Origin of the sequence: Mycobacterium spongiae (genome assembly GCF_018278905.1) — a bacterium.
Classification (GTDB): domain Bacteria; phylum Actinomycetota; class Actinomycetes; order Mycobacteriales; family Mycobacteriaceae; genus Mycobacterium; species Mycobacterium spongiae.
The window spans coordinates 4,352,043-4,374,310 of sequence record NZ_CP046600.1 but is presented as its reverse complement, the minus strand read 5'-3'; the positions used below and the strand labels follow the sequence as shown (position 1 = coordinate 4,374,310).

Genomic DNA, 22,268 nt, shown 5'->3' with positions numbered 1-22,268 from the left:
ACCGCCCTAGAATGGCCGCATCATGACCGCACCGGGGCCTGCTAGCCCAGATACCCCGATCGCGGGGCTCGTCGAGCTGGCATTGACCGCGCCGACGTTCCGGCAGCTCATCGAGCGTGCCGAGAATCGGCCAGACGAGTTGACACTCGTCGGGCCGGCCAGCGCACGGCTGTTCGTCGTCAGTGCTCTCGCCCAGCAAGGTCCGGTGCTGGTGGTTACCACCACCGGACACGAAGCCGATGACTTGACCGCGGAACTGCGGGGGGCCTTCGGTGACGCGGTGGCGACCTTCCCGTCGTGGGAGACGCTTCCGCACGAAAGGCTCTCACCCGGGGTGGATACCGTCGGAGCGCGGCTGATGGTGCTGCGCCGGTTGGCCCGTCCGGATCCCGATCCCGACGGAGCCTGGTTGGGGCCGCCACTGCGGGTGGTCGTTACGTCCGTGCGCTCGCTGCTGCAGCCCATGACGCCCCGGCTGGGCGAACAGGAACCCGTCACGTTGCGTGTCGGCCAAGAGATTGCCTTCGAGCAGGTAATCGCTCGGTTGATCGCCCTGGCGTACACCCGGGTGGATATGGTCGGCCGGCGGGGCGAGTTTGCCGTTCGCGGCGGGATTCTCGACATCTTCGCTCCCACTGCCGAGCACCCGGTGCGCGTCGAGTTCTGGGGTGACGAGATCACCGAAATGCGGATGTTCTCGGTCGCCGACCAGCGATCGATTCCGGAGATCGAGGTTCCCACCCTGGTTGCGGTGGCTTGCCGTGAACTGTTGCTCAGTGATGACGTGCGGGCGCGGGCCGCCGAGCTGGCCAAACAGCATCCCGCGGCCGAGGGCTCGATCACCGGCAGTGTTTCGGACATGCTGGCCAAGTTGGCCGCCGGCATCCCGGTCGACGGGATGGAGGCACTGCTGCCAGTGTTGCGGCCCGACGATCATGCGCTGCTGACCGATCAGCTCGCCGAGGGTACGCCGGTGTTGGTGTGCGATCCGGAAAAGGTGCGTTCCCGGGCCGCCGATTTGATCAAGACCGGTCGTGAATTCCTGGAAGCGTCGTGGTCGGTCGCAGCCATGGGCACCGAAAGCGAGGCCCCGGTCGACGTTGCCCAGCTGGGCGGATCCGGGTTCGTCGAACTGGACCAGGTGCGAACCGCGGCAAGTCAATCCGGCCATCCCTGGTGGACGCTGAGCCAACTGTCCGACGAGTCGGCGTTGGAGCTGGACATTCGGCCTGCACCCTCGGCGCGTGGTCATCAGCACGACATCGACGGCATTTTCGCGATGCTGCGCGCGCATGTCGCGACCGGGGGGTACGCGGCAGTGGTGGCGCCGGGGGCCGGCACGGCGCATCGAGTGGTGGAGCGCCTGGCTGAGTCCGATACCCCTGCGGCCATGCTGGAACCTGATGCGCCGGCCGGCGCCGGTTCCACGAGTCTCACGCCGGGGCTGGTTGGGGTGCTCAAGGGTCCGCTGCACGACGGTGTGGTCATTCCCGGCGCGAATCTGGTGGTCATCACGGAAAGTGATCTGACCGGCAGCCGGGCCACGTCCGTTGAGGGCAAACGGTTGGCCGTCAAGCGACGCAACACCGTGGACCCATTGGCGCTGTCGGCGGGCGACCTCGTGGTGCACGATCAGCACGGCATTGGACGGTTCGTTGAGATGGTCGAGCGCACCGTGGGTGGAGCCCGCCGTGAATATCTCGTGCTCGAGTACGCGTCGAGCAAGGCGGCGAGCAAGAGTGGCCAGCAGTCCGACAAACTTTACGTCCCAATGGATTCACTGGATCAGCTGTCCCGCTATGTCGGTGGCCAGGCGCCGGCGCTGAGTCGGCTCGGTGGCAGCGACTGGGCGAACACCAAGACAAAAGCGCGCCGGGCGGTGCGCGAAATCGCGGGTGAGCTCGTGGCGCTCTACGCCAAGCGGCAGGCTAGTGCCGGCCACGCCTTCGGGTCGGACACCCCGTGGCAGAGCGAGATGGAGGACGCGTTCGGTTTCACCGAGACTGCGGACCAGTTGACGGCGATCACCGAGGTCAAAGCCGACATGGAGAAGCCGGTGCCGATGGACCGGGTGATCTGTGGTGACGTCGGCTACGGCAAGACCGAGATCGCGGTGCGGGCCGCGTTCAAGGCGGTCCAGGACGGCAAGCAGGTCGCGGTACTGGTGCCCACGACCTTGCTGGCTGACCAGCATCTGCAGACGTTCGCCGATCGGATGGCCGGGTTCCCGGTGACGGTCAAGGGTCTGTCCCGATTTACTGACGCCGCCGAGTCGCGCGCGGTGACCGATGGTCTGGCCGACGGGTCGGTGGACGTCGTGATCGGCACCCACCGGCTGTTGCAGACCGGGGTGCGCTGGAAAGACCTGGGCCTCGTCGTGGTCGATGAGGAGCAACGGTTTGGCGTCGAGCACAAGGAACACATCAAATCGCTGCGCACCCACGTCGACGTGTTGACCATGAGTGCTACCCCGATACCGCGGACTCTGGAGATGAGCCTGGCCGGGATTCGTGAGATGTCGACGATCCTGACCCCGCCGGAAGACCGCTACCCGGTGCTGACGTACGTCGGCCCACACGACGACAAGCAGGTGGCCGCCGCGCTACGCAGGGAGCTCCTGCGCGACGGGCAGGCTTTCTATGTGCATAACCGCGTCAGCTCCATCGATCAGGCCGCTGCGCGGGTACGCGGTTTGCTGCCCGAGGCGCGTGTTGTTGTTGCGCACGGTCAGATGCCCGAGGATCTGCTGGAGCGCACGGTGGCGGGGTTCTGGAATCGTGAATGCGACATTCTGGTGTGCACCACGATCGTCGAGACGGGCCTCGATATTTCCAACGCCAACACGTTGATCGTTGAGCGCGCCGATACTTTCGGGTTGTCGCAGCTACATCAGCTTCGTGGCCGGGTCGGCCGCAGTCGCGAGCGCGGGTATGCCTACTTCTTGTACCCGCCGCAGGCGCCGCTGACCGAAACCGCCTACGACCGGTTGGCGACCATTGCGCAAAACAACGAGCTGGGCGCGGGGATGGCCGTCGCGCTGAAGGACCTGGAGATCCGTGGGGCGGGCAACGTCCTCGGGGTGGAGCAATCCGGACACGTCGCCGGGGTTGGTTTCGACCTGTACGTGCGGCTGGTGGGCGAGGCCGTTGAGGCGTATCGAGCCGCCGCCGACGGCAAGACTGTGATCACCGCCGAGGAGCCCAAAGATGTGCGCGTCGACTTGCCGGTTGACGCGCACCTGCCAACGGACTACATCGGCAGCGACCGACTCCGGCTGGAGGGCTACCGGCGATTGGCGGCCGCCGCCGACAATGCGGCTGTGCAGGCCGTCGTGGATGAGCTGACCGACCGCTACGGTGCGTTGCCCGAACCGGCAAGGCGGTTGGTGACGGTGGCGCGGCTGCGGCTGCTATGCCGCGCTTCCGGTATCACCGAGGTGACGGCGTCGTCAGCCGCTAGTGTGCGGCTCTCGCCACTGACGCTGGTCGATTCCGCGCAGGTGCGGCTGGCGCGACTGTATCCCGGAGCGCGCTACCGCGCCACGACGTCCACCGTCCAGGTGCCGATCCCGCGGGCCGGGGGAATGGGGGCGCCGCGCATCCGCGACGTCGAGCTGGTCCAGATGGTTGCCAACGTGGTGACCGCGCTGGCCGGGGTGCCACAGCAGGATATTGGTATGACGAGTTCGAACCCGACGCGCGACGATACGGACCGCAGCACGCCGGTGCAGGAGCGGCACGCGTGAAGACCGTCATCCTGGTTGACCCCCGCCGGCCGTCGCTGGTGCCCGTCGAAGCCATCGAGTTGCTTGGCGGCCAGGTGCAATACACCGAAGAGCTGCCGATCGCCGTGCCGTGGTCGCTGCCGGCGGCTCACCCCGCGCATACTGGAGATGACGCTCCGGTCTTGCTGTCATCGGACCCGGACCACCCCGTGGTGGTCGCCCGACTGGCCGCGGGAGCCCGGTTGATTGCCGCGCCGGATCGACATCGTGGCGAACGACTCGTCGACGCGGTCGCGATGATGGACACACTGCGCACCGACGGGCCCTGGGAGAGCGAGCAGACCCACGATTCGCTGCGCAGGTACCTGCTGGAGGAGACCTACGAGCTGCTGGATGCGGTGCAGCGCGGCAATGTTGACGAGCTTCGGGAAGAACTGGGTGATCTGTTGCTGCAGGTGTTGTTTCACGCCCGCATCGCCGAGGATGCCACGCAGTTGCCGTTCACGATCGACGACGTCGCCGATACCTTGATGCGCAAGCTCGCCAACAGGGTTCCGGGAGTACTTGCGGGCGAGTCCATTTCGCTCAAGGACCAGCTGGCTCAATGGGAGGAAGCCAAGGCGGCGGAAAGGTCGCGAAAATCCCAAACTTCGTTGTTGGCCGATGTGAATACGGGTCAGCCGGCATTAGCGTTGGCGCAGAAGGTGATTCGGCGAGTCGAGAAAGCTGGTCTACCCGCTCACCTGATTCCGGAGGCCATCACCTCGATTTCCGTGTCGGCCGATGGTGATACGGAAAACACGCTACGGGCGGCAGTCTTGGATTTTGTGGATACCGTTGGCATGGCCGAGAAGGCCATCGCCGTCGCGCGCGGCGGCGTTGCCGAACAGCTCGATATGACTGGGCTGGGGGCGATCACGGTGCAGGAGTGGCTCACCTACTGGCCCTCCGGGGAGCCGAGCCACGACGGCGCTGCCGTGCCGAGGTCGATGGGGGCATCTGATGTCGCGGTGGCCCGGGTCGCGGAGATTCCCCAAGCAACCCGCGGCTCCACGAAGCGCAAGGGCCGCAGATAACGCGCAAGCGGCTCCACAGCGCACGCCCGCCGGTTGACTGCGCCGTGAGACCTCGTCGGCCGATGTTTGCCAGAACTGCGAGTCCCTAGGTGCTGAGCAATCGCAACATAGTTTGCGACAGCAGTATATTCATAGTTTAGAGCATAGATTGATCATCGCTAGACGGGTTCCCGGTAATCGGTCCACGTGGGAGATCGGGCCAGATTCAGTGTGCTGAGGTTGGAACGCGGTGGGGCGCTTGCCGAACCCATGCGACGATGATCGTGGTCGCAGTGGGCAAATGGGAACAACCGAGGAGCCATAGGAAGCATCGTGTCGCCGGGACGTTTCTTGCGCGCGGCCGCCGTGATGGGCGCGACCGCGATGCTCATGGCGTCCAGCTGCACGTGGCAACTCAGCCTGTTTATCCCCGATGGCGTGCCGCCCCCGCCGGGAGATCCCGTCCCGCCGGTCGACACCTATGCCAGCGGCCGACCCGCGGATCAGTTGCGTGAATGGGCAGAGAGCCGGTCCTCGGCACTGGAGATTCCGGTCATCGCACTGGAGGCCTACGCCTATGCCGCTCGCGTCGCCGAGGTGGAGAACCCGAAGTGCCATCTGGCCTGGACAACCCTGGCGGGCATCGGGCAGGTGGAGAGCCACCACGGCACCTACCGGGGTGCCACGTTAGCGCCCAACGGTGACGTGCGCCCGCCGATTCGTGGCGTTCGACTTGACGGTACCGGCGGCACGCTGCGCATTGTCGACAGCGATGCGGGCGATATGGACGGCGACGCCGGGGTGGACCGCGCGATGGGACCGATGCAGTTCATCTCCGAGACGTGGCGGCTGTACGGTGTCGACGCCAACAACGACGGCATTGTCAGCCCGGACAACATCGACGACGCTGCGCTCTCGGCCGCGGGTTACTTGTGCTGGCGCGGAAAAGATCTGGCGACGCCGCGCGGATGGATCACCGCACTTCGGGCCTACAACAACTCCGGCATCTACGCTCGGGCCGTCCGGGACTGGGCGACCGCCTACGCGGCCGGCCATCCCCTGTAGCAGGATGTATTCCGACGTCCACGCAGCAGCAAACGACGAAGGGAGAAACCCAGTGCCGATTGTCGAGCAGGTGGGTGCGCGTGAGATCCTCGATTCCCGCGGCAACCCGACGGTCGAGGTCGAGGTGGCGCTGATTGACGGGACTTTCTCCCGTGCCGCAGTGCCTTCCGGTGCGTCGACGGGCGAGCACGAAGCTGTCGAGCTGCGCGACGGCGGTGACCGTTACGGCGGCAAGGGCGTCAAGAAGGCCGTGGAAGCTGTCCTCGATGAGATCGGCCCGGCGGTCATTGGACTCAATGCCGATGATCAGCGATTGGTGGACCAGGCGTTGCTCGACCTTGACGGAACGCCGGACAAGTCCCGCCTGGGCGGCAACGCCATCCTGGGTGTATCGCTGGCGGTTGCCAAGGCGGCCTCGGAGTCCGCGGAGTTGCCGCTGTTCCGCTATGTCGGTGGGCCGAATGCGCACATCTTGCCGGTGCCGATGATGAACATCCTCAACGGCGGCGCACACGCCGACACCGCCGTCGACATCCAGGAGTTCATGGTGGCGCCGATCGGCGCACCCAGCTTCAGCGAGGCGCTGCGGTGGGGGGCGGAGGTGTATCACACCCTCAAGTCGGTCCTGAAGAAGCAGGGGTTGTCCACCGGGTTGGGTGACGAAGGTGGCTTCGCGCCGGATGTGGCCGGCACCACGGCGGCGTTGGACCTGATCAGCCAGGCGATCGAGGCGGCGGGCCTGCGGCTCGGCGCCGACGTGGCGCTGGCCCTGGACGCCGCGGCCACCGAGTTCTATACCGACGGCACCGGCTATGCCTTCGAGGGCGCCACCCGTAGCGCTGGCCAGATGACCGAGTTCTACACCGGCCTGCTGGACGCGTACCCCCTGGTGTCCATCGAAGACCCACTGTCCGAAGACGATTGGGACGGCTGGGCAGCCCTTACCACATCGATCGGCGACCGGGTGCAAATCGTTGGCGACGACATCTTCGTCACGAACCCCGAGCGGCTCGACGAGGGCATCGAACGTGGCGTGGCGAACGCGTTGCTCGTCAAGGTGAACCAGATCGGGACACTTACCGAGACCCTCGACGCGGTGGCGCTGGCTCACAACTCCGGATATCGCACGATGATGAGTCACCGCAGCGGCGAGACGGAAGACACGATGATCGCCGATCTGGCGGTGGCGGTAGGCAGTGGCCAGATCAAGACGGGGGCACCGGCCCGTAGTGAGCGCGTTGCCAAGTACAACCAGCTGTTGCGCATCGAAGAGGCGCTGGGCGACGCCGCCCGCTACGCCGGTGATCTGGCCTTCCCCCGCTACCTCCTGGAGACGAAATAGGTCGATGCCCGAAGCGAACCGGCCCGAATCGAAGCGTCGTGCCCCGGCATCGCGCCCGGGTAAGGGCGACTCAACGCGGGGCCGCCGCTCCACCAAACCGGCCTCCAAGCCATCCACGCCCTCACCCCATGCCAGCCGTGGCGCGGCGCGCGCACCCCAGGACAGCGTCACCGAACCCATCAAGCGGTCGTTCTCCGAATCGATCGAGCAGCGGGCCGAGGAGCGGCTGGGATTCACCGCGCGGCGCGCGGCGGTCCTTGCCGCAGTGGTATGCGTACTGACACTGACCATCGCGGGACCAGTGCGCACTTACTTCGCGCAGCGCACCGAAATGGATCAGCTCGCCGCTACCGAAGCCGCGCTGCGCCAACAGATCGCCGAACTCGAGGCGCAGGAGGGCAGGCTCGCTGACCCGGCGTACATCGCCGCGCAGGCCCGCGAACGACTTGGCTTTGTGATGCCCGGGGAAACCCCGTTCCAGGTGCAGCTTCCGGCGACGGCGGCGGTGCCGCAACAACCGGGGTCAGACGAGGTCACCCGGGCCAAGAACGAGCCCTGGTACACCTCGTTGTGGCACACGATCGCCGACGAGCCCCACCTGCCTCCAGCGGCCATCCCACCACCGGCGCCGGAGTCCGGACCACCCGATCCGGCGCCGCCGGCTTCGGAGAATCCCGTACCGCCCGGTGGTTGATCACGCCGATCTGGAGGTGGTCGCGCGCCAGCTCGGTCGCCAACCCCGCGGCGTTCTTGAGATCGCTTATCGCTGCCCCAACGGCGAACCTGGGGTAGTCAAGACCGCGCCGAGACTTCCTGACGGCACCCCGTTTCCGACGTTGTACTACCTGACGCATCCGACGCTCACGGTGGCGGCTAGTAGGTTGGAAACCAGTGGACTCATGCGCGAGATGACCCAGCGACTGCGCCACGATGCGGAATTGGCCGCCGCTTATCGGCGAGCCCACGAGTCGTATCTGGCCGAACGGGACGCGATTGAACCTTTGGGCACAACGTTTTCCGCCGGCGGCATGCCCGACCGTGTCAAGTGCTTACATGTTGTGATCGCGCATTCACTGGCCAAGGGCCCCGGTGTGAACCCGTTCGGCGACGAGGCGCTGGCGTTGTTGGCCGGCGAACCGAGCCTCGAGCTCGAACGGTCCGCGACGCTGGTGGTTGGGCAGTGGCGATGAACCGGGTCGCTGCGATCGACTGTGGTACCAACTCGATTCGCTTGTTGATAGCCGACGCCGAGAGTGGGCGGCTACGCGACGTGCACCGGGAGATGCGGATCGTTCGTCTGGGCCAGGGGGTGGACGCCACCGGCCAGTTCGCGGCGGAGGCGATGGCGCGGACCCGGGCGGCACTGACCGATTACGCGGAACTTCTGAAGGTTCACGGCGTCCAACGGGTGCGGATGGTCGCCACCTCGGCCGCCCGCGATGTGGCCAATCGCGACGCCTTCTTCGGGATGACCGCCGACGTCTTGGACCCTGTGATCCCGGGCGCAGTGGCCGAGGTGATCACCGGCACCGAGGAAGCCGAATTGTCGTTTCGTGGCGCCGTCGGCGAACTACCCAGCGCCGATGCACCTTTCGTCGTCGTCGACCTCGGTGGCGGCTCTACGGAGATCGTGCTGGGCGAGGGGCTGGAGGGAAGGGGAGTGGTGGCCGGCTACTCGGCCGACATCGGCTGCGTCCGGCTCACCGAGCGCTGTTTGCGATCCGACCCCCCGACGCCCGAGGAAGTCCTCGCGGCGCGCCAGCTGGTCCGCGAGCGACTTGAGCCCGCCCTTCGCGTGGTGCCGCTGCAGCGGGCTCGGACCTGGGTCGGGCTGGCCGGGACGATGACCACGCTGTCCGCGCTGGCCCAGGACCTGCCGTCGTATGATGCTGCGGCAATCCACCTTTCGCGGGTAGCGGGCGGCAGACTGCTGGCCGTGTGTGAGCAGCTGATCGGTATGACGCGAACGCAGCGCGCGGCGCTGCCGCCCATGCACGAGGGCCGGGTCGACGTGATCGGCGGTGGCGCGATCGTGGTCGAGGAGTTGGCGCGTGAGCTGCGCGCTCGGGCCGGCATCGATGAGTTGATCGTCAGTGAACACGACATCCTGGACGGTATCGCGTTGTCACTGGGCGCCTGAGTTATTTAGGCGGCGCACGTCTGTCACGATCCCGTCGGCGAGGGTTGCGGTCTGGCCGTTGGCTGAACGATCATCGGGAGTCGTACCCGAAACACCGTTTGGCCGTCGGCCGACTCTGCCACAACAGATCCGTTGTGGGCTTTGACGATTGAGTTGACGATCGCCAAACCCAGTCCATGACCGGACCTATTGGACCGCGACGTGCTGGCGCGCACGAACCGATCGAAGAGGTGCGGTAGGACCTCGGGGTCGATCTCGGGGCCGTCGTTGGCAACCGTCAACTCCACGTAGGGTGCGTCGGGGCCGCGGCGGTGGCAGGTGATTCCGGTGGTTACCGTCACCCCGGGTGGCGTATGCACGCAGGCGTTGGTGAGGAGGTTGCTGACGAGCTGATGGAGCCGCGCATGATCCCCGTTGACCCACACGGGTTCGTTGGGCAGGTTGCGTACCCAGTCGTGGGTCGGCGCCGCCACCGCCGCGTCATTCACCGCGTTGATGACCAGATCAGTCAGGTCGAAGTCTTCGGTTTCTAGGTCTTCCCCTTCACTCAGGCGGGAGAGTAGCAGCAGCTCGTCGACCAGCAACGTCATCCGGCGCGCTTCGGACTCGATGCGGGCCAGGGCGTATTCGGTCGTCGGCGGAAGGTTCGAACTGTCTTGCCGGGTCAGTTCTGCGTAGCCCTGGATCGCGGCGAGCGGGGTACGCAGCTCGTGGCTGGCATCGGTGATGAATTGGCGCATCCGCAGATCGGCATCGACACGATACGCCAGCGCGCTATCGACGTTGTCCAGCAATCGATTCAGCGTGTGCCCGACGATGCCGACTTCGTTGTCAGGGTTGGTGTCCTCTGGCCGCACCCGCACGTGGATCCGGTGCTCCTCATCCGCGAGCGACATCCCTGCGACCTCGGCGGCGGTTGCGGCGACCCGGCGTAGTGGCCGAAGTGCATAGCCGACCAGCCCTACCGTGAGTGCCGCGGTGACCAGCAGCGCGCCCGCGACCAGCACCGTGGTAGCGATGTACTTGCGGGCGATGACGTCGTTGGTCAGCCCTAGCGATATCCCGACGACGAGCATGTCGGATCCGTTGGCGCGGCTACCCACCTGGTAGGGACCCAGGCTGCCCAGGTCTTCGACACGTGCTGGGCCGTCGTCGACCCAGGTCTCTGCCTCGATCGCTCTGATGACGTCGGGCGGGGCCGGTCGTGGCTCGTCTTCGGAAAAGACTGCGGAGCCGATGACGACGCCGTCTCGCAATACGGCAATGAGGTTTCCCGGTGTTTGGCCGGTGAACTCCAGCACGGCCTCCGACACCGATCGACTGCCGGGATGTTGCACGGTGGATGCGCCAGTGCGGTACCGCGTGTACGAGTGGTCCATCGTGTGCAGGGACTCCACGAGCGCGGCGTCGTTCATCGCGTTGACGTAGTCGCGCAGACTGAGCACCGAGACGAAGCCGACAGCCACCAGTACCAAGGTCACGACGGTGACGACGCCCAACAGCAGCCGACGGCGCAACGAAGTCGGGAGCCACCGGGAAATCCGTTTCGACCAGGCTTTGGACCAGGCCATGCCTCGGTTGCGCGTCACAGTGTGCTCATTCCGGTGGCCGTAGCATGTATCCAATCCCGCGGACGGTATGGATCATGGGCTCTCGGTCGGCGTCGATTTTCTTCCTGAGATAGGAGATGTACAGGTCGACGATGCTCGTGCGGCCGGAGAAGTCATAGTTCCAGACCCGGTCGAGGATTTCGGTGCGACTCAGCGCACGGCGTGGGTTGCGCATCAGGAATCGAAGGAGTTCGAACTCGGTCGACGAGAGGGAGATCAGCGTGCCGTCGCGGTTGACTTCGCGGCTCGCCCCGTCGAGCTTGAGGTCTCCGACCACGAGGGTCTCGTCGGCGGGCTTGGCCAGATGGCTGGAGCGGCGCAGCAAACCCCGCAGGCGGGCGACGAGTTCCTCGAGGCTGAACGGCTTTGTCATGTAGTCGTCGGCGCCCGCGGTCAGACCGGTGACTCGATCCATCACGGAATCGCGTGCGGTGAGAAACAGAGTGGGGGTGTACGCGTCGGATTCCCGGACGCGATGCAAGATCTGCATCCCGTCGACGTCGGGCAGCATGATATCGAGCACCAGCACGTCGGGGCCGACCTTGTCGAACTTGGCTATGGCCTCCCGCCCATCGTGGGCGACCTCGACTTCCCAGCCCTCGTAGTGCAGCGCCATCTTGACCAGATTGGTCAGTGCCGGTTCGTCGTCGACGAGCAGTACCCGGATCGGTGACCCATCGGCACGAAAAATCTTGGGCAGCTTGCCCAGGATGGCCTGGCGCGGACGTTGATTGCGCGCATTACCCGACATGCAGGAATGCTCCCGCATTGTGTCATCCACACATGCAGGTGTCGCTGAATTCATATCGTTCTCACATGCGGACGGCCGCCGAGTTCGCTGGAACCGTGCACAACTGTGCACACAACAACGTGGCCGCACACCAAACGGTGTGCGGCCACGCTGTGGGACGGTGTGGCGTCAGGCCCAGCTGGAGCCGACGGCGCTGTCGGTGCTCGCCATGTTGTTGCCGGCGGCTTGCACCTTCTGCCCGTGGGCGTTGGCCTGCTGGTAGATCACCGCGAAGTTGCGACCCAACTGGGCGATGAACTCCTGGCACGCCACCGAACCGGCGCCGCCCCAAAAGTCACCAGCAGCCAGCACATCGCGAACGATGGCCTGGTGCTCGGCCTCCAACGATGCGGCCTGCGCGCGAATCAACGCGCCATGGGCGTCGACATCGCCGAACTGGTAATTGATGGTCATTGCTGTTGTCCTCCTGACTCGACGCTGGTGGGCTAGCTGCTAAGGATTTGCTGCGACGACTGCTCTTGCTGCTCGTAGTGATTCGCGTCGCGCACCAGACCGTCGCGCACCCCGTGGAGCATGTTCACGATGTTGCGGAAGGCCGTGTTCATCTGCGTCATGGTGTCCATCGACGTCGCCTCGGCCAGACCGCGCCATCCCGCACCCGAGATGTTCTGCGCGGATGCCCACATCCGGCGGGCCTCGTCCTCCACTGTCTGGGCGTGCACCTCAAAGCGGCCCGCCATGTCCCGCATCGCGTGCGGGTCGGTCATGAAACGCGTTGCCATGTTGGCTATCTCCTTAGTCTGAAGTCTTGGACTTGGTTACTTCTGGATAGTTCTGCTTACTTCTGATGTACGCGGTTGTAGCCGTCTAGCGGATACATTACGACCTGGTGGTCAGCTGTGGGCCTTAAACGAGTGACATGTCCTCCTCTTTTTTCGACATCACACGACGACCTGTTTAGGCATCACAATGGGCTTGAACCCGTACCGCGGCCCGGCGCCGACTCCCGCGCCCTTGGCGGCCGCACCCATTCCCGCGGGCATCGCTGCTACCCCGGTAGCCGGTGCGGCTTCTTCGGCGACGGTCCAGCCGCTGCCCGCCGCGGCGGTCGCGCCGGCTGTCGCCTCGGGGGCGGCCGAAGCCCAGCTCGCCGGCACGGCCAGCTTGCCGACCAGCGAGGCCTCGCCCAGAGCGGCCCCAATGCCCGCCGGCGCCACCGAGTCCGCCAGGCCTGCGCCCGCTGCGCCGGCTGCGGCAGCCACGCCCGCGGCGCCCCCGACGGCGGCTTCGGCTGCCTCTACTGGCGCGGCAACACCGACGGTGTTGCCCAGGAATATCGCGGTGGGGATGGCGGCCATGACATACCACGCCGCGGTGTTGATGCCGCTGTTGATGATGTTGGCGATGAACGGCACCCCGAGCAGTTCTTCGATGTCCGCGATGATTCCGGTCAACCCGGTTGCCTCAGCAACCGAAGTGATCGGAGACGCGAGGCTCATGACCGCGCCAGACAGGTTGCCGATCAGGCCCTCGAGGCCCACCGCTTGTGTGGTTGCGGCCGCGGCGGCCTGGCCCACGGCGGCGGCCTGGACGGCCGCCCCGGCCGGATTGGTGGACGGGGCCGGCGGCGTCAGCGGGTTGAGCACCCCGGCAACCGCTGAGGAGGCCGCGTAGCCGTACATGGCCATGGCGTCCTGCGCCCACATCTCAAGGTAGTGGGCCTCGGTAGCCATGATGGCCGGCGTATTGATGCCGAGGAAGTTGGTCGCGACCAGCGCCGCGAGCAGAGCCCGGTTGGCGGCGATCTCGGGTGGTGGCACCGTCATCGCGAACGCCGCCTCATAGGAGGCCGCCGACGCCATCGCCTGCGCGCCGGCCTGCGCGGCGGATTCCGACGTGTAGGCCAGCCAGGCCAGGTAGGGCTGGGCAGCGGCAACCATGGCCATCGACGCCGGACCCATCCACGATTCGGTGGTCAGCTGGGTGATCACCGATTCATAGGAGGTGGCGGTAGTGCTCAACTCCGCGGCCAGGCCGTTCCATGCCCCCGCGGCGGCCAGCATCGGCGCGGCACCCGCGCCGGCGTACATCCTGGCCGAGTTGATCTCAGGGGGTAGAGCTCCAAAATCCATTATTTATCCCTCTTTTTGATGAATAGTTTTGGATGAATATTTCGATTGTCGATGGCGCTGCTGCGCCCCTGATTCCTAGACAGCGGTCGGCTTTGGCATGACGATGGGCTTGACGCCGTAGCGCGGCGCCCCGAAGCCCGCACTGTTGCGTGCGGCAGAACCCAACCCCGCCGGCATCCCCATGAACGTCCCCGGCGCGCCACTGGCTGCGCCGGCGGTCAAGCCCGCGCTCGTCAGCGGGGTCGTGCTGGAGACCAGGGTGGCCGGTCCGGCCCAGGTGGGCGGCACCGACAACATGCCGACCGAGCCTGCCGCACCCGCGGCGGCCGCGATCGGAGCCCCGGCGCCGAGTGCTCCCTCTGCCGCAGCGATGGCACCCAATTCGCCCAAACCTTCGGCGGCGCCGATAGCGGCGCTGCCCTCGGCGGCCTCCTCGGCGGGCAGTAGACCACCGCCTGCGAGGCCGACCAGAGTCGACGTGGCCGACGCCCAGTTACCGGCCCCAATATTGAGGATGTTGGCGAGATTGCCGTTGATGTCCGCCGGGATGGCGTTCGTCATACCCTGGATGATGCTTGACACACCGGAGAGTGGTGTCGCTGCCGCGGATGAGTTGAGGGACTCGGTCGCGCCATAGGTGCCAGCACTGATGCCGAGGGTGTTCACGAACATTTCGTGCATGGCCTGAGCCTCGGCGCTGACCTCCTGATACAGGGTGCCGTACGCGGTGAACAGCGCCGCCTGCAACGCCGACACCTCGTCAAGGGCTGCCGGCGCAATGGCCGATGTAGGAGCCGCCGCGGCAGCGTTCTGGGCTGCCATGGTGGACCCGATGGCCCCGAGCTGCGTGGCCGCGGCTTGCAACTCTTCGGGCACTGTGGTGAGAAACGACATCCATAACTCCTTGTGTGAGACCTGCCGACCGTCGTCACCCCTGGCCGACGCTGAGTAGTTGCGTAAGAGCCCCTGTGTGTTGGCGTAACGCTAACCAGCCAGGGCTCTAGAGTCGCGACGGAAGGCCCTAGGGAGGCATACGTTTACGTCGTGTTAACGCTGGCGTCGACAGATGTAACACCTTCTTGGTGGGTGACATTGCGGTGAAATCTGCTGTCGGAGAGCGGCATCCTTATGAGCTGCGCAGCGCGCGGATCATACGTGAGGGGTGGCCGAGACGCATGCCGGGGGTGCCATGGGGTTGGTGCCCCGGGACGACTGTTCGCGCGCTAGATTCGCCCAGCGGGCCCCCATAGCCCAATTGGCAGAGGCAGCGGACTTAAAATCCGTCAAGTCTGGGTTCGAGTCCCAGTGGGGGCACCGATGTTGTTGCGTCCGGTGGAAGGGCTACACCGCTAACCTCACCGCGCAGTCAGCACAGTTCGTCATCGACTCCTACCACCAGCTTTGGCGCATCGACAGGGCCTTCCGCATGTCTCAACACGACGTGCAAGCTCGTCCGATCTACCATCGCACCCGCGATTCGATCGACGCACACCTGATTGTCGTCTTCGCCGCGATGGCCCTATCCCGCTGGGTCTAGCACCAAACCGGATGGAGCATCAAGAAATTCGTCCGGACCGCTCGCCGATGCCGCACTGTAGCCATCCAAGCCGGGAGTCAGACCTTGACTGCAGCCGAACCCCACCTCCCGACCCCGACGAAGCACTCGCCCAAATTCACGACGTAGGTGCGCACTAGCTTGATAGAAGTCAGGTTTCATATGGCTGGGAAAAGCTTCGCCGATGGTCGACAGCGCGGCTGCTGGGGGTTGTGGCGGTACCCGGCATGGCGCATGGCACATGGCGCATGCCCGCGGCCCTTGGCTCACCCCAACTACGAGCAAATTCTCATGAACATATGGCGCAAAAGAGCGTGTGGTAGGGGTTTCGGAGATCGTAGGGTGGGGTTTCGGCGGACTTTGTCGCCGGTACCAACATGCGTCGATGATTTATCGATCGACCCCGGTTGCCCAGCGGAGGTATGACATGGCGATGGTCGGTGCGGCACCGCAGGCGTTGGCGGCAGCGGCGAGCGAGATAGCAACTCTGGGTTCGTCGCTGGGTGCGGCGAATTCGGCGGCTTCGGCGTCGACGACCGAGATCGTGGCGGCGGCCCAGGATGAGGTGTCGGCGGCGATCGCGGCGGTGTTGTCCGTTCATGGCCAGGCCTATCAGGCGCTCGCCGGGCAGGTGGGGTTGTTTCATGATCAGTTCGTCGAAGCGCTGGGCGCCGCGGGCGGAGCCTATGCAAGCGCGGAGGCGGCCAACACTGGTCCGTTGCAGCAGCTGCTGGATGGGGTCAATGCGCAGAGTGTGGCGTTGACTGGGCGTGCGTTGATTGGCAACGGTGCCAACGGGGCGCCCGGCAGCGGGGCCAATGGGGCTGCGGGGGGGTGGCTGCTTGGCAATGGCGGGGCTGGTGGCTCGGGTGCGGCCGGGCAAAACGGTGGGGCCGGGGGGGCCGCGGGGTTGTTGGGGATCGGCGGTGCCGGCGGTGCCGGCGGCAACTCAGCGGCGGGTGCTGCTGGGGCTGGTGGGGCTGGGGGTGCTGGGGGCTGGTTGTGGGGTGACGGCGGGGCTGGTGGTGTCGGCGGCGTCGCGTCTGCTGCTGATGGTGTTGGTGGGGCTGGTGGTGTTGGTGGGGCTGGGGGGTTGTTCGGTGGCGGCGGTCTCGGTGGTGGCGGCGGACGCGGCGTCACCGGTGGCGCTGGTGGTGCTGGCGGGGCCGGGGGCGTGATGTCGGGGTTGGTCGGCGCTGGCGGCGGCGACGGCGGCAACGGCGGGGCTAGCGGAGTTACTGGTGGTGTTGGTGGCGCGGGGGGTAATGCCGGGTTCTTCGGTGGCTCGGGTGGCGCCGGGGGGGACGGCGGATTCGGCGGCGATGACGGGGGCGCCGGTGGTGCCGGGGGTAACGCCGGTGGGTTGTTCGGTGCCGGCGGTGGGTTGTTTGGTGCCGGTGGGGCCGGCGGCGACGGCGGCGCCAGCAACTCCAGCGGTGGCGATGGTGGCGCTGGGGGTAATGCCGGTCTGTTCTTTGCTGATGGCGGAGTCGGCGGGGAAGGTGGGGCCGCGGTGTCTGGCGCGGATGGCATTTCTGGTGGTGCTGGTGGGGCGGGCGGTAACGGCGGACTAGCGTTCTCCAATGGCGGTGTCGGCGGGAGTGGCGGCATCGGTGTCGGCGGCGGCGTGGGTGGCGTCGGCGGGGCTGGGGGCACCGCCGGGCTGCTGCTGGGTAACGGCGGTGCCGGCGGCACCGGCGGGATCGGCGGGACCGGTGTCGCCGGGACCGGTGGTGACGGTGGGGCCGGGGGCAACGCGGTGTGGATCGGCAATGGCGGCAATGCGGGCGTGGGCGGGCTCGGCACCATGCCAGGAGCCACCGGTGTCGGGGGAATCAGCGGGCTCTTGCTGGGGCTGGACGGTTTCAATGCCCCGGCGAGCACCTCACCGCTTCATGCTCTGCAACAACAAGTGCTGGGCGCGATCAACGCGCCGATCCAGGACCTGACCGGGCGCCCGCTGATCGGCAACGGGACCCCTGGGGCGGCCGGTAGCGGCGCTGACGGCGCTGCTGGTGGGTGGCTGTTCGGGGATGGCGGGGCCGGTGGGTCCGCAGCGGAGGGCACCGGCAGCAACGGCGGGGCCGGTGGGTCGGCCGGGTTATGGGGCACCGGCGGCACCGGTGGGGCCGGGGGGAGCTCACTAGTCGTTGACGGTGGGGCTGGTGGGGCTGGTGGGGCCGGTGGCTGGTTATCGGGTAGCGGCGGAGTGGGCGGCACCGGTGGGTGGGTGCAGACGATGGACGGGGTTGCTGGTGTCGGTGGTGTCGGCGGCGCTGGCGGTCTGCTGGGCGCGGGCGGGCATGGCGGAGCCGGTGGCTTAGTAGGCAGCGGTGATGGCACCGGCGGGGACGGTGGTGTAGGCGGTGCGGGTGGTTTGCTCGGCGGGCTGGTCGGCGCGGGCGGCGGCGATGGTGGTGCCGGTGGCTTCGGCCGCACCGTGGGTGGTGCCGGTGGTGCCGGCGGTAGCGCAGGTCTCTTCGGCGGCCCGGGCGGGGCCGGCGGGACCGGCGGAGGGGGCCCCAGCGGGGGTGTCGGGGGTGTCGGTGGCAGCGCTGGGCTGCTGTTCGGGTCCGGCGGGGCCGGCGGGGAAGGCGGGGACGGCGGGTCGGGCGGTCCCGCTGGGAACGGTGGGGCTGGTGGTGGCGCTGGGCTGCTGTTCGGGTCCGGCGGGTCCGGTGGGGCCGGCGCGAGCGACGTGTCAGGCAGCGGCGACGGTGGGCGTGGTGGGGCTGGTGGGGGTGCTGGCTGGATAGGCTTCGGCGGGGCTGGCGGGTCTGGCGGGTCTGGCGGGGTGGCGCCCGCAACCTCTGGCGGGTCCGGTGGGGCCGGTGGCGCCGGGGGACTGTTGTGGGGTAGCGGCGCGGCCGGTGGGGCCGGCGGCGAGGGCACCGCCAGCGGTGGGGACGGCGGCATCGGCGGCGGTGCCGTGTTGTTCGGCACGGGTGGTAACGGCGGCAACGCCGGCGTCGGTGCGGTGATCGGCAGCCCGGGCGCCGGCGGCGGCGGCGGGCTGCTGCTCGGCCAAAACGGGCTCAACGGGCAGCCTTAGCCTCGATCCGTGGATCGATCTCGGTGAGGTCGACGTTGGGACCGGGCCAGGCGGGCAGGAATGTTGGGCAAACTCTCGATGGGGGGATCTAAAGTCGGTTGGACGTAGTTTGCCTATGTCAGACCATGTGATTGGAACGCGACATTGGGCCACCCGTACGCGTTATAGCAACCCTGGTCGGACAGAATTGCAGACTCAAAATCCGTCAAGTGTCGGTTCCAGTCCGATTGGGGGTACGGGTCAGGTGCTGGCCGTCGCTGGTTCTTGTGCCCAGGCCGCCTCGTAGTCCCACGGCTCACAGGGTGCGGAGTTACCGCGGGTAGGCAGTTGCCACCTGGTGAAGAAATGCCCCGCCGGATGCGCGGTCCGCGATGCTGCGATGCCGAGCTTCTCGCGCACCTCAGACAGCGGTTGGTCCAGCAGCTCTTCGTAAGGGGCCGCCATCAAGTTGCGGGCGGCTTGTCCTCGCGCCACGGCCTCGCGGAAGAACGCTCGTTTACGCCGCCAAGAGCCGCCGCGCACCACTGCACACGCAAGCAGCCCGAAGACCGCGGTTGTCCGGCACTTTCCCAGCTGACCGTGGTGAAAGCCCAAGTTGCCGATCTCGCCGCCCAGATCCGGTCCGTAGCCGCCGAGGACGTGGAACATGTCGTGCAGGGCCGTCCCCCGCACGATCATGTAACCGAAGTCCGGGTCCCAACCGTTGCGGTCGATGACGGGCTGAATGACATCCCGAGCGTCGAATACTCCCGCATCCAGGCGGTGCTGGCGCAGGAAGTCGCGGTATGCCGCGCCCAGTGAGCCCGGCGGTAGGTTGGCCAGGTACTCATCGTTGCCGAGTAGTGCCAAAAGGTCGGGTTTCTGTGTCAGCAGACGACGTCCTTCGGGCAGTTCGGCGAGTTCGCGGAAGGCGCGATGCAGTGTCGGGTACCCGAACGCCACGACCGCCTCGAAGACCTGGTCGTGATTGAACGTGAGCCCGAAGACATGGCTTAGCGCCCGAACCCCGGTCCGCAATTGCCCGTACCGTGCCTGGGTGGGCTGAGTGTCCATCCACAAATAATAGACATAATAGGATTGATGTCAACTAAAAAGTCAACGAACTTGGAGAAGAGTGGGGGCGACCTGGCCCGTCGGCGCGGCCGGCCGCTCGGTGGGGGAAACACTCCCGAACAGGCCCGGCGGCTGCTGGTGGATGCGGCCGAAGCCTGCTTTGCCCAGCGGGGGATGGAGACGACCATGGCGGAGGTCGCTCGAGAAGCGGGCGTGACCAGGGCCGTTCTCTACCGGCATTTTGCCGGACGCGAGGAACTCGTGGTCGCGGTGGCCGTGAAGGTGATGGATCGCTATGTGGCGCAGGTGGTGCGGGACTTGATGCCAACCGACGACGTGGAGAATCTGATCACCGAATCATTGGTGTTCGTGACGACCGTCGTCAGTCGTGATCCGCTACTCATACTGCTGGCCGCAAGTGGCGAACATGGGTTCGCGAGTTTGCTGGCAAACTCGTCAATCCTGAGCGCCAAGGTCGCTGGGCTCTACGAGCAGGTGTTCGTTCTGTTCCGTGACCAATTGCGCCCGGGCTTGGAACCCGCTGATGTCGGACACTACATCCTCGCTGTTGCGCTGTCGCTCCTCATGGATGTCGTTCCGGGAACAAACGACCCCGATACGGTCCGTCGCTATGCGCGGACATTTGTGCTGCCCGCGATCATCGCCTCGCCGCCGCGCGCAACGCCTGTCTTCTGATTCCCGTTGTCCGCCTGTTTGCTGACGCGGCGCCGTCGAACCGCCCGTAATCGGAAATACACTGAACCATCGTGGGCATGCTGGTTGGCCTTGCGCCGTGGATCGTCTACTGGGTGCTGATCGGCAATGTTCAGGCCACCCTGGCCGTGGTGGTCGCGCTGGCGATCGCGGTCGCGGTGCTCGCGATCGGGCGAACCGCCGGGCACTCGGAGCACTGGCTTGAAGTCGGTTCTGTTGCAACTTTTCTTGTACTGGCCGTGGTGACGTTTGCGGTTGGCGAATCGGTTGTCCAGCAATGGCTGTTGTCGCTGAGTATCGCCGGGATCCTGCTCGTGGCGCTGGTCGGCCAGCTGGTCGGTAGGCCCTTCGTCCGTCAGTTCGCCGCAGCAGAGCACCCTCCCGACGTGGTCAAGACCGAGTTGTTCGATCGCATCACCAAGCTGGTGAGCTGGGCCTGGATTGCGGTGTTCGCCGGCATGACGGTGTCCGCGGCGATTCCGCCGCTGGCGCAGCAGCTCTTCGGACATCACGTCACGGGTCGCGACGCGACGACCCCCCTGTCGTTCGTCTGTTCGTGGGTCATTCCGTTCTCGCTGTTTGGCGCGGTAATCGTGGTTTCGCGGGTCCTGCTCGACCGGATGCTCGCCGGGGCCGACGACATCGTACGGAGCACGTCTTTCGTCGCCTACGACGAGGCCACGATCGACGAACTGTATTACCTCGCCCAGGAACACGCCGATCGCGAAGTCGGCCCGGGCAAGGAGGCCTACAACGTGAAGGTCGGAGGCATGGGGACGCCGCTGACCGGCGATGCCTCCCGCAAGTCGTGGCCCTCGACCTACAAGGTGCGAGATCGGCGGCGCTGAGCCGCGACAACGCGGCAGCGGGTGCCGGGAGGCCAGCCAGTGCCTAGGCCCGTGCACGACAGTTCGGATACCTTGGGAATCGCCCATGGATGAAGACCGCGACTACCCGGCAATGGCGGCCGCCCGGGGACGAATCGAGCCAGCTCCGCGGCGAGTCCGCGGCTATCTCGGTCCTGAGCTGGTGTTCGACACCACGGCCGCGCGTTATGTCTGGGAGCTGCCGTACTACCCGCAGTACTACGTCCCGTTGGCTGATGTGCGCGCGGAGTTCCTGCGCGACGAGAACCACCCGCAGCGGGTGCAGCTGGGCCCGTCGCGGCTGCACTCGCTGGTCGGTGCGGGCCAAACGTTCCGATCGGCTGCGCGGGTGTTCGATGCCGGCACGGACAGCCCCGTCTCGGGCACGGTCCGATTCGAATGGAACCCGCTGCGCTGGTTCGAGGAGGAGGAGCCGATCTACGGCCATCCGCGCAATCCGTATTCGCGGGTCGACGCGTTGCGCTCGCACCGCCACGTGCGAGTCGAGCTCGACGGCACCCCGCTCGCCGATACGCGATCGCCCGTCCTGTTATTCGAAACGGGTTTACCCACCCGGTACTACATCGATCCGGGCGATGTCGCCTTCGAACATCTGGAACCCACCGCGACGCAGACGCTGTGTCCGTACAAGGGAACGACCTCGGGTTACTGGGCGGTGCGCATCGGCGACGCCCTACATTCGGATCTCGCCTGGACCTACCACTACCCGTTGCCCGCCGTGACCGCGATCGCCGGCCTGGTGGCGTTCTACAACGAAAAGCTCGACATCATCGTCGACGGCGTCCCGCTGCCCCGGCCGCGTACCCATTTCGGCTAGGGAGGGGGCTTAGCGGGGCTTAGCCGGGTTGACGATTGGATCGGCGCGGCGCTGAGGTTCGCATCCGACTCGGTAAATCGTGCCGGCGTAACGCGCGCACTTGGACGCGATTGTGATATTTACCTCTTTCGGGACGGGATTATAAGAATTTCTTATTGAGCACGTCCCGTGCCCGAGCACCTTTGATTAGCTACTCGGAAGAAAGTCATAGTAAAAGACGTACAGACGTGTTTGCTCGCCATTCTGGCTCCACATTTTCATCCACCGCGGCCTGAGTGGAGCCTGAGTTTGCCCTGTGAGGTGGGTAACAGCGCGTAATTAAGGCGCTATTCGATCGGTATTCGACAGATAGACTCTCTCGGGACGCAGTC

General features: G+C 66.3%; 18 protein-coding genes, 1 tRNA gene and 1 pseudogene. 13 read left to right on the top strand and 7 right to left on the bottom strand.

Translation table 11 applies throughout. The annotated features are described in order from the left end of the window. Window positions 1-22: 22 nt before the first annotated feature. The 7 genes from mfd (at window position 23) to F6B93_RS17740 (ending at window position 9,326) form a co-directional block, all read left to right on the top strand. Window positions 23-3,745, top strand: a complete 3,723-nt coding sequence (mfd, locus tag F6B93_RS17770; RefSeq protein WP_211696249.1) for a transcription-repair coupling factor — start codon at window positions 23-25, stop codon at window positions 3,743-3,745. Next, window positions 3,742-4,800 carry a nucleoside triphosphate pyrophosphohydrolase gene (locus F6B93_RS17765; RefSeq protein ID WP_211696248.1) on the top strand — a complete coding sequence of 353 codons (1,059 nt, stop codon included), beginning with the start codon at window positions 3,742-3,744 and terminating at the stop codon, window positions 4,798-4,800. The genes mfd and F6B93_RS17765 overlap by 4 nt, the downstream gene beginning before the upstream one ends. A gap of 312 nt (window positions 4,801-5,112) precedes the next feature. Further along, window positions 5,113-5,844 (top strand): lytic transglycosylase domain-containing protein, encoded by a 732-nt coding sequence (locus F6B93_RS17760; RefSeq protein ID WP_211696247.1) that lies wholly within the window; start codon window positions 5,113-5,115, stop codon window positions 5,842-5,844. Window positions 5,845-5,896: 52 nt separating this feature from the next. After that, window positions 5,897-7,186 carry a phosphopyruvate hydratase gene (gene eno / locus F6B93_RS17755; RefSeq protein ID WP_211696246.1) on the top strand — a complete coding sequence of 430 codons (1,290 nt, stop codon included), beginning with the start codon at window positions 5,897-5,899 and terminating at the stop codon, window positions 7,184-7,186. A gap of 4 nt (window positions 7,187-7,190) precedes the next feature. After that, complete coding sequence (locus tag F6B93_RS17750; protein WP_211696245.1) at window positions 7,191-7,880, top strand: FtsB family cell division protein; 690 nt, start codon at window positions 7,191-7,193, stop codon at window positions 7,878-7,880. Beyond that, window positions 7,873-8,376, top strand: a complete 504-nt coding sequence (locus tag F6B93_RS17745) for a DUF501 domain-containing protein (protein ID WP_211696244.1) — start codon at window positions 7,873-7,875, stop codon at window positions 8,374-8,376. Before F6B93_RS17750 ends, F6B93_RS17745 begins: the two co-directional genes overlap by 8 nt. Further along, window positions 8,367-9,326, top strand: a complete 960-nt coding sequence (locus F6B93_RS17740; protein WP_211696243.1) for a Ppx/GppA phosphatase family protein — start codon at window positions 8,367-8,369, stop codon at window positions 9,324-9,326. Before F6B93_RS17745 ends, F6B93_RS17740 begins: the two co-directional genes overlap by 10 nt. 23 nt (window positions 9,327-9,349) lie before the next feature. Here F6B93_RS17740 and F6B93_RS17735 read toward each other — a convergent pair whose 3' ends face one another. The 6 genes from F6B93_RS17735 to F6B93_RS17710 all read right to left on the bottom strand — a co-directional run bounded on the left by F6B93_RS17735 (window position 9,350) and on the right by F6B93_RS17710 (window position 14,713). Next, window positions 9,350-10,897: a sensor histidine kinase gene (locus tag F6B93_RS17735; RefSeq protein WP_211699582.1), complete on the bottom strand. Its 1,548-nt coding sequence runs from the start codon at window positions 10,895-10,897 to the stop codon at window positions 9,350-9,352. Between the two features lie 25 nt (window positions 10,898-10,922). Then, on the bottom strand, window positions 10,923-11,687 hold the full coding sequence (locus tag F6B93_RS17730) for a response regulator transcription factor (RefSeq protein WP_211696242.1): 765 nt from the start codon (window positions 11,685-11,687) through the stop codon (window positions 10,923-10,925). A gap of 168 nt (window positions 11,688-11,855) precedes the next feature. Continuing rightward, on the bottom strand, window positions 11,856-12,140 hold the full coding sequence (locus F6B93_RS17725; protein ID WP_211696241.1) for a WXG100 family type VII secretion target: 285 nt from the start codon (window positions 12,138-12,140) through the stop codon (window positions 11,856-11,858). Between the two features lie 32 nt (window positions 12,141-12,172). Next, complete coding sequence (locus tag F6B93_RS17720; protein WP_211695767.1) at window positions 12,173-12,469, bottom strand: WXG100 family type VII secretion target; 297 nt, start codon at window positions 12,467-12,469, stop codon at window positions 12,173-12,175. A gap of 159 nt (window positions 12,470-12,628) precedes the next feature. Then, window positions 12,629-13,819 carry a PPE family protein gene (locus tag F6B93_RS17715; RefSeq protein ID WP_211696240.1) on the bottom strand — a complete coding sequence of 397 codons (1,191 nt, stop codon included), beginning with the start codon at window positions 13,817-13,819 and terminating at the stop codon, window positions 12,629-12,631. Between the two features lie 75 nt (window positions 13,820-13,894). Further along, window positions 13,895-14,713, bottom strand: coding sequence for a PPE family protein, SVP subgroup (locus F6B93_RS17710; RefSeq protein WP_211696239.1), 819 nt, complete (start codon window positions 14,711-14,713; stop codon window positions 13,895-13,897). 346 nt (window positions 14,714-15,059) lie between these two features. On the opposite strand from F6B93_RS17710, the gene F6B93_RS17705 reads away from it, so the two are divergent. The 3 genes and pseudogenes from F6B93_RS17705 to F6B93_RS17695 all read left to right on the top strand — a co-directional run bounded on the left by F6B93_RS17705 (window position 15,060) and on the right by F6B93_RS17695 (window position 18,426). Next, a tRNA-Leu gene (locus F6B93_RS17705) sits at window positions 15,060-15,133 on the top strand. A gap of 19 nt (window positions 15,134-15,152) precedes the next feature. Further along, window positions 15,153-15,514 (top strand): annotated as a pseudogene (locus F6B93_RS17700) (IS1634 family transposase); the annotation flags it as partial. Between the two features lie 287 nt (window positions 15,515-15,801). Next, window positions 15,802-18,426 (top strand): PE family protein, encoded by a 2,625-nt coding sequence (locus F6B93_RS17695; protein WP_211699581.1) that lies wholly within the window; start codon window positions 15,802-15,804, stop codon window positions 18,424-18,426. 240 nt (window positions 18,427-18,666) lie between these two features. Here F6B93_RS17695 and F6B93_RS17690 read toward each other — a convergent pair whose 3' ends face one another. Then, complete coding sequence (locus F6B93_RS17690; protein ID WP_246540827.1) at window positions 18,667-19,479, bottom strand: ubiquinone biosynthesis protein COQ4; 813 nt, start codon at window positions 19,477-19,479, stop codon at window positions 18,667-18,669. Window positions 19,480-19,506: 27 nt separating this feature from the next. Here F6B93_RS17690 and F6B93_RS17685 point away from each other — a divergent pair, with 27 nt between their 5' ends. The 3 genes from F6B93_RS17685 to F6B93_RS17675 all read left to right on the top strand — a co-directional run bounded on the left by F6B93_RS17685 (window position 19,507) and on the right by F6B93_RS17675 (window position 21,897). Beyond that, window positions 19,507-20,175, top strand: coding sequence for a TetR/AcrR family transcriptional regulator (locus tag F6B93_RS17685; RefSeq protein ID WP_211696238.1), 669 nt, complete (start codon window positions 19,507-19,509; stop codon window positions 20,173-20,175). A gap of 71 nt (window positions 20,176-20,246) precedes the next feature. Beyond that, window positions 20,247-21,041, top strand: a complete 795-nt coding sequence (locus F6B93_RS17680; RefSeq protein WP_211696237.1) for a hypothetical protein — start codon at window positions 20,247-20,249, stop codon at window positions 21,039-21,041. An 85-nt stretch (window positions 21,042-21,126) separates the two neighbouring features. Next, a complete protein-coding gene (locus F6B93_RS17675; protein ID WP_211696236.1) occupies window positions 21,127-21,897 on the top strand; it encodes a DUF427 domain-containing protein in 771 nt (256 codons plus the stop codon). Window positions 21,898-22,268: the final 371 nt, after the last annotated feature.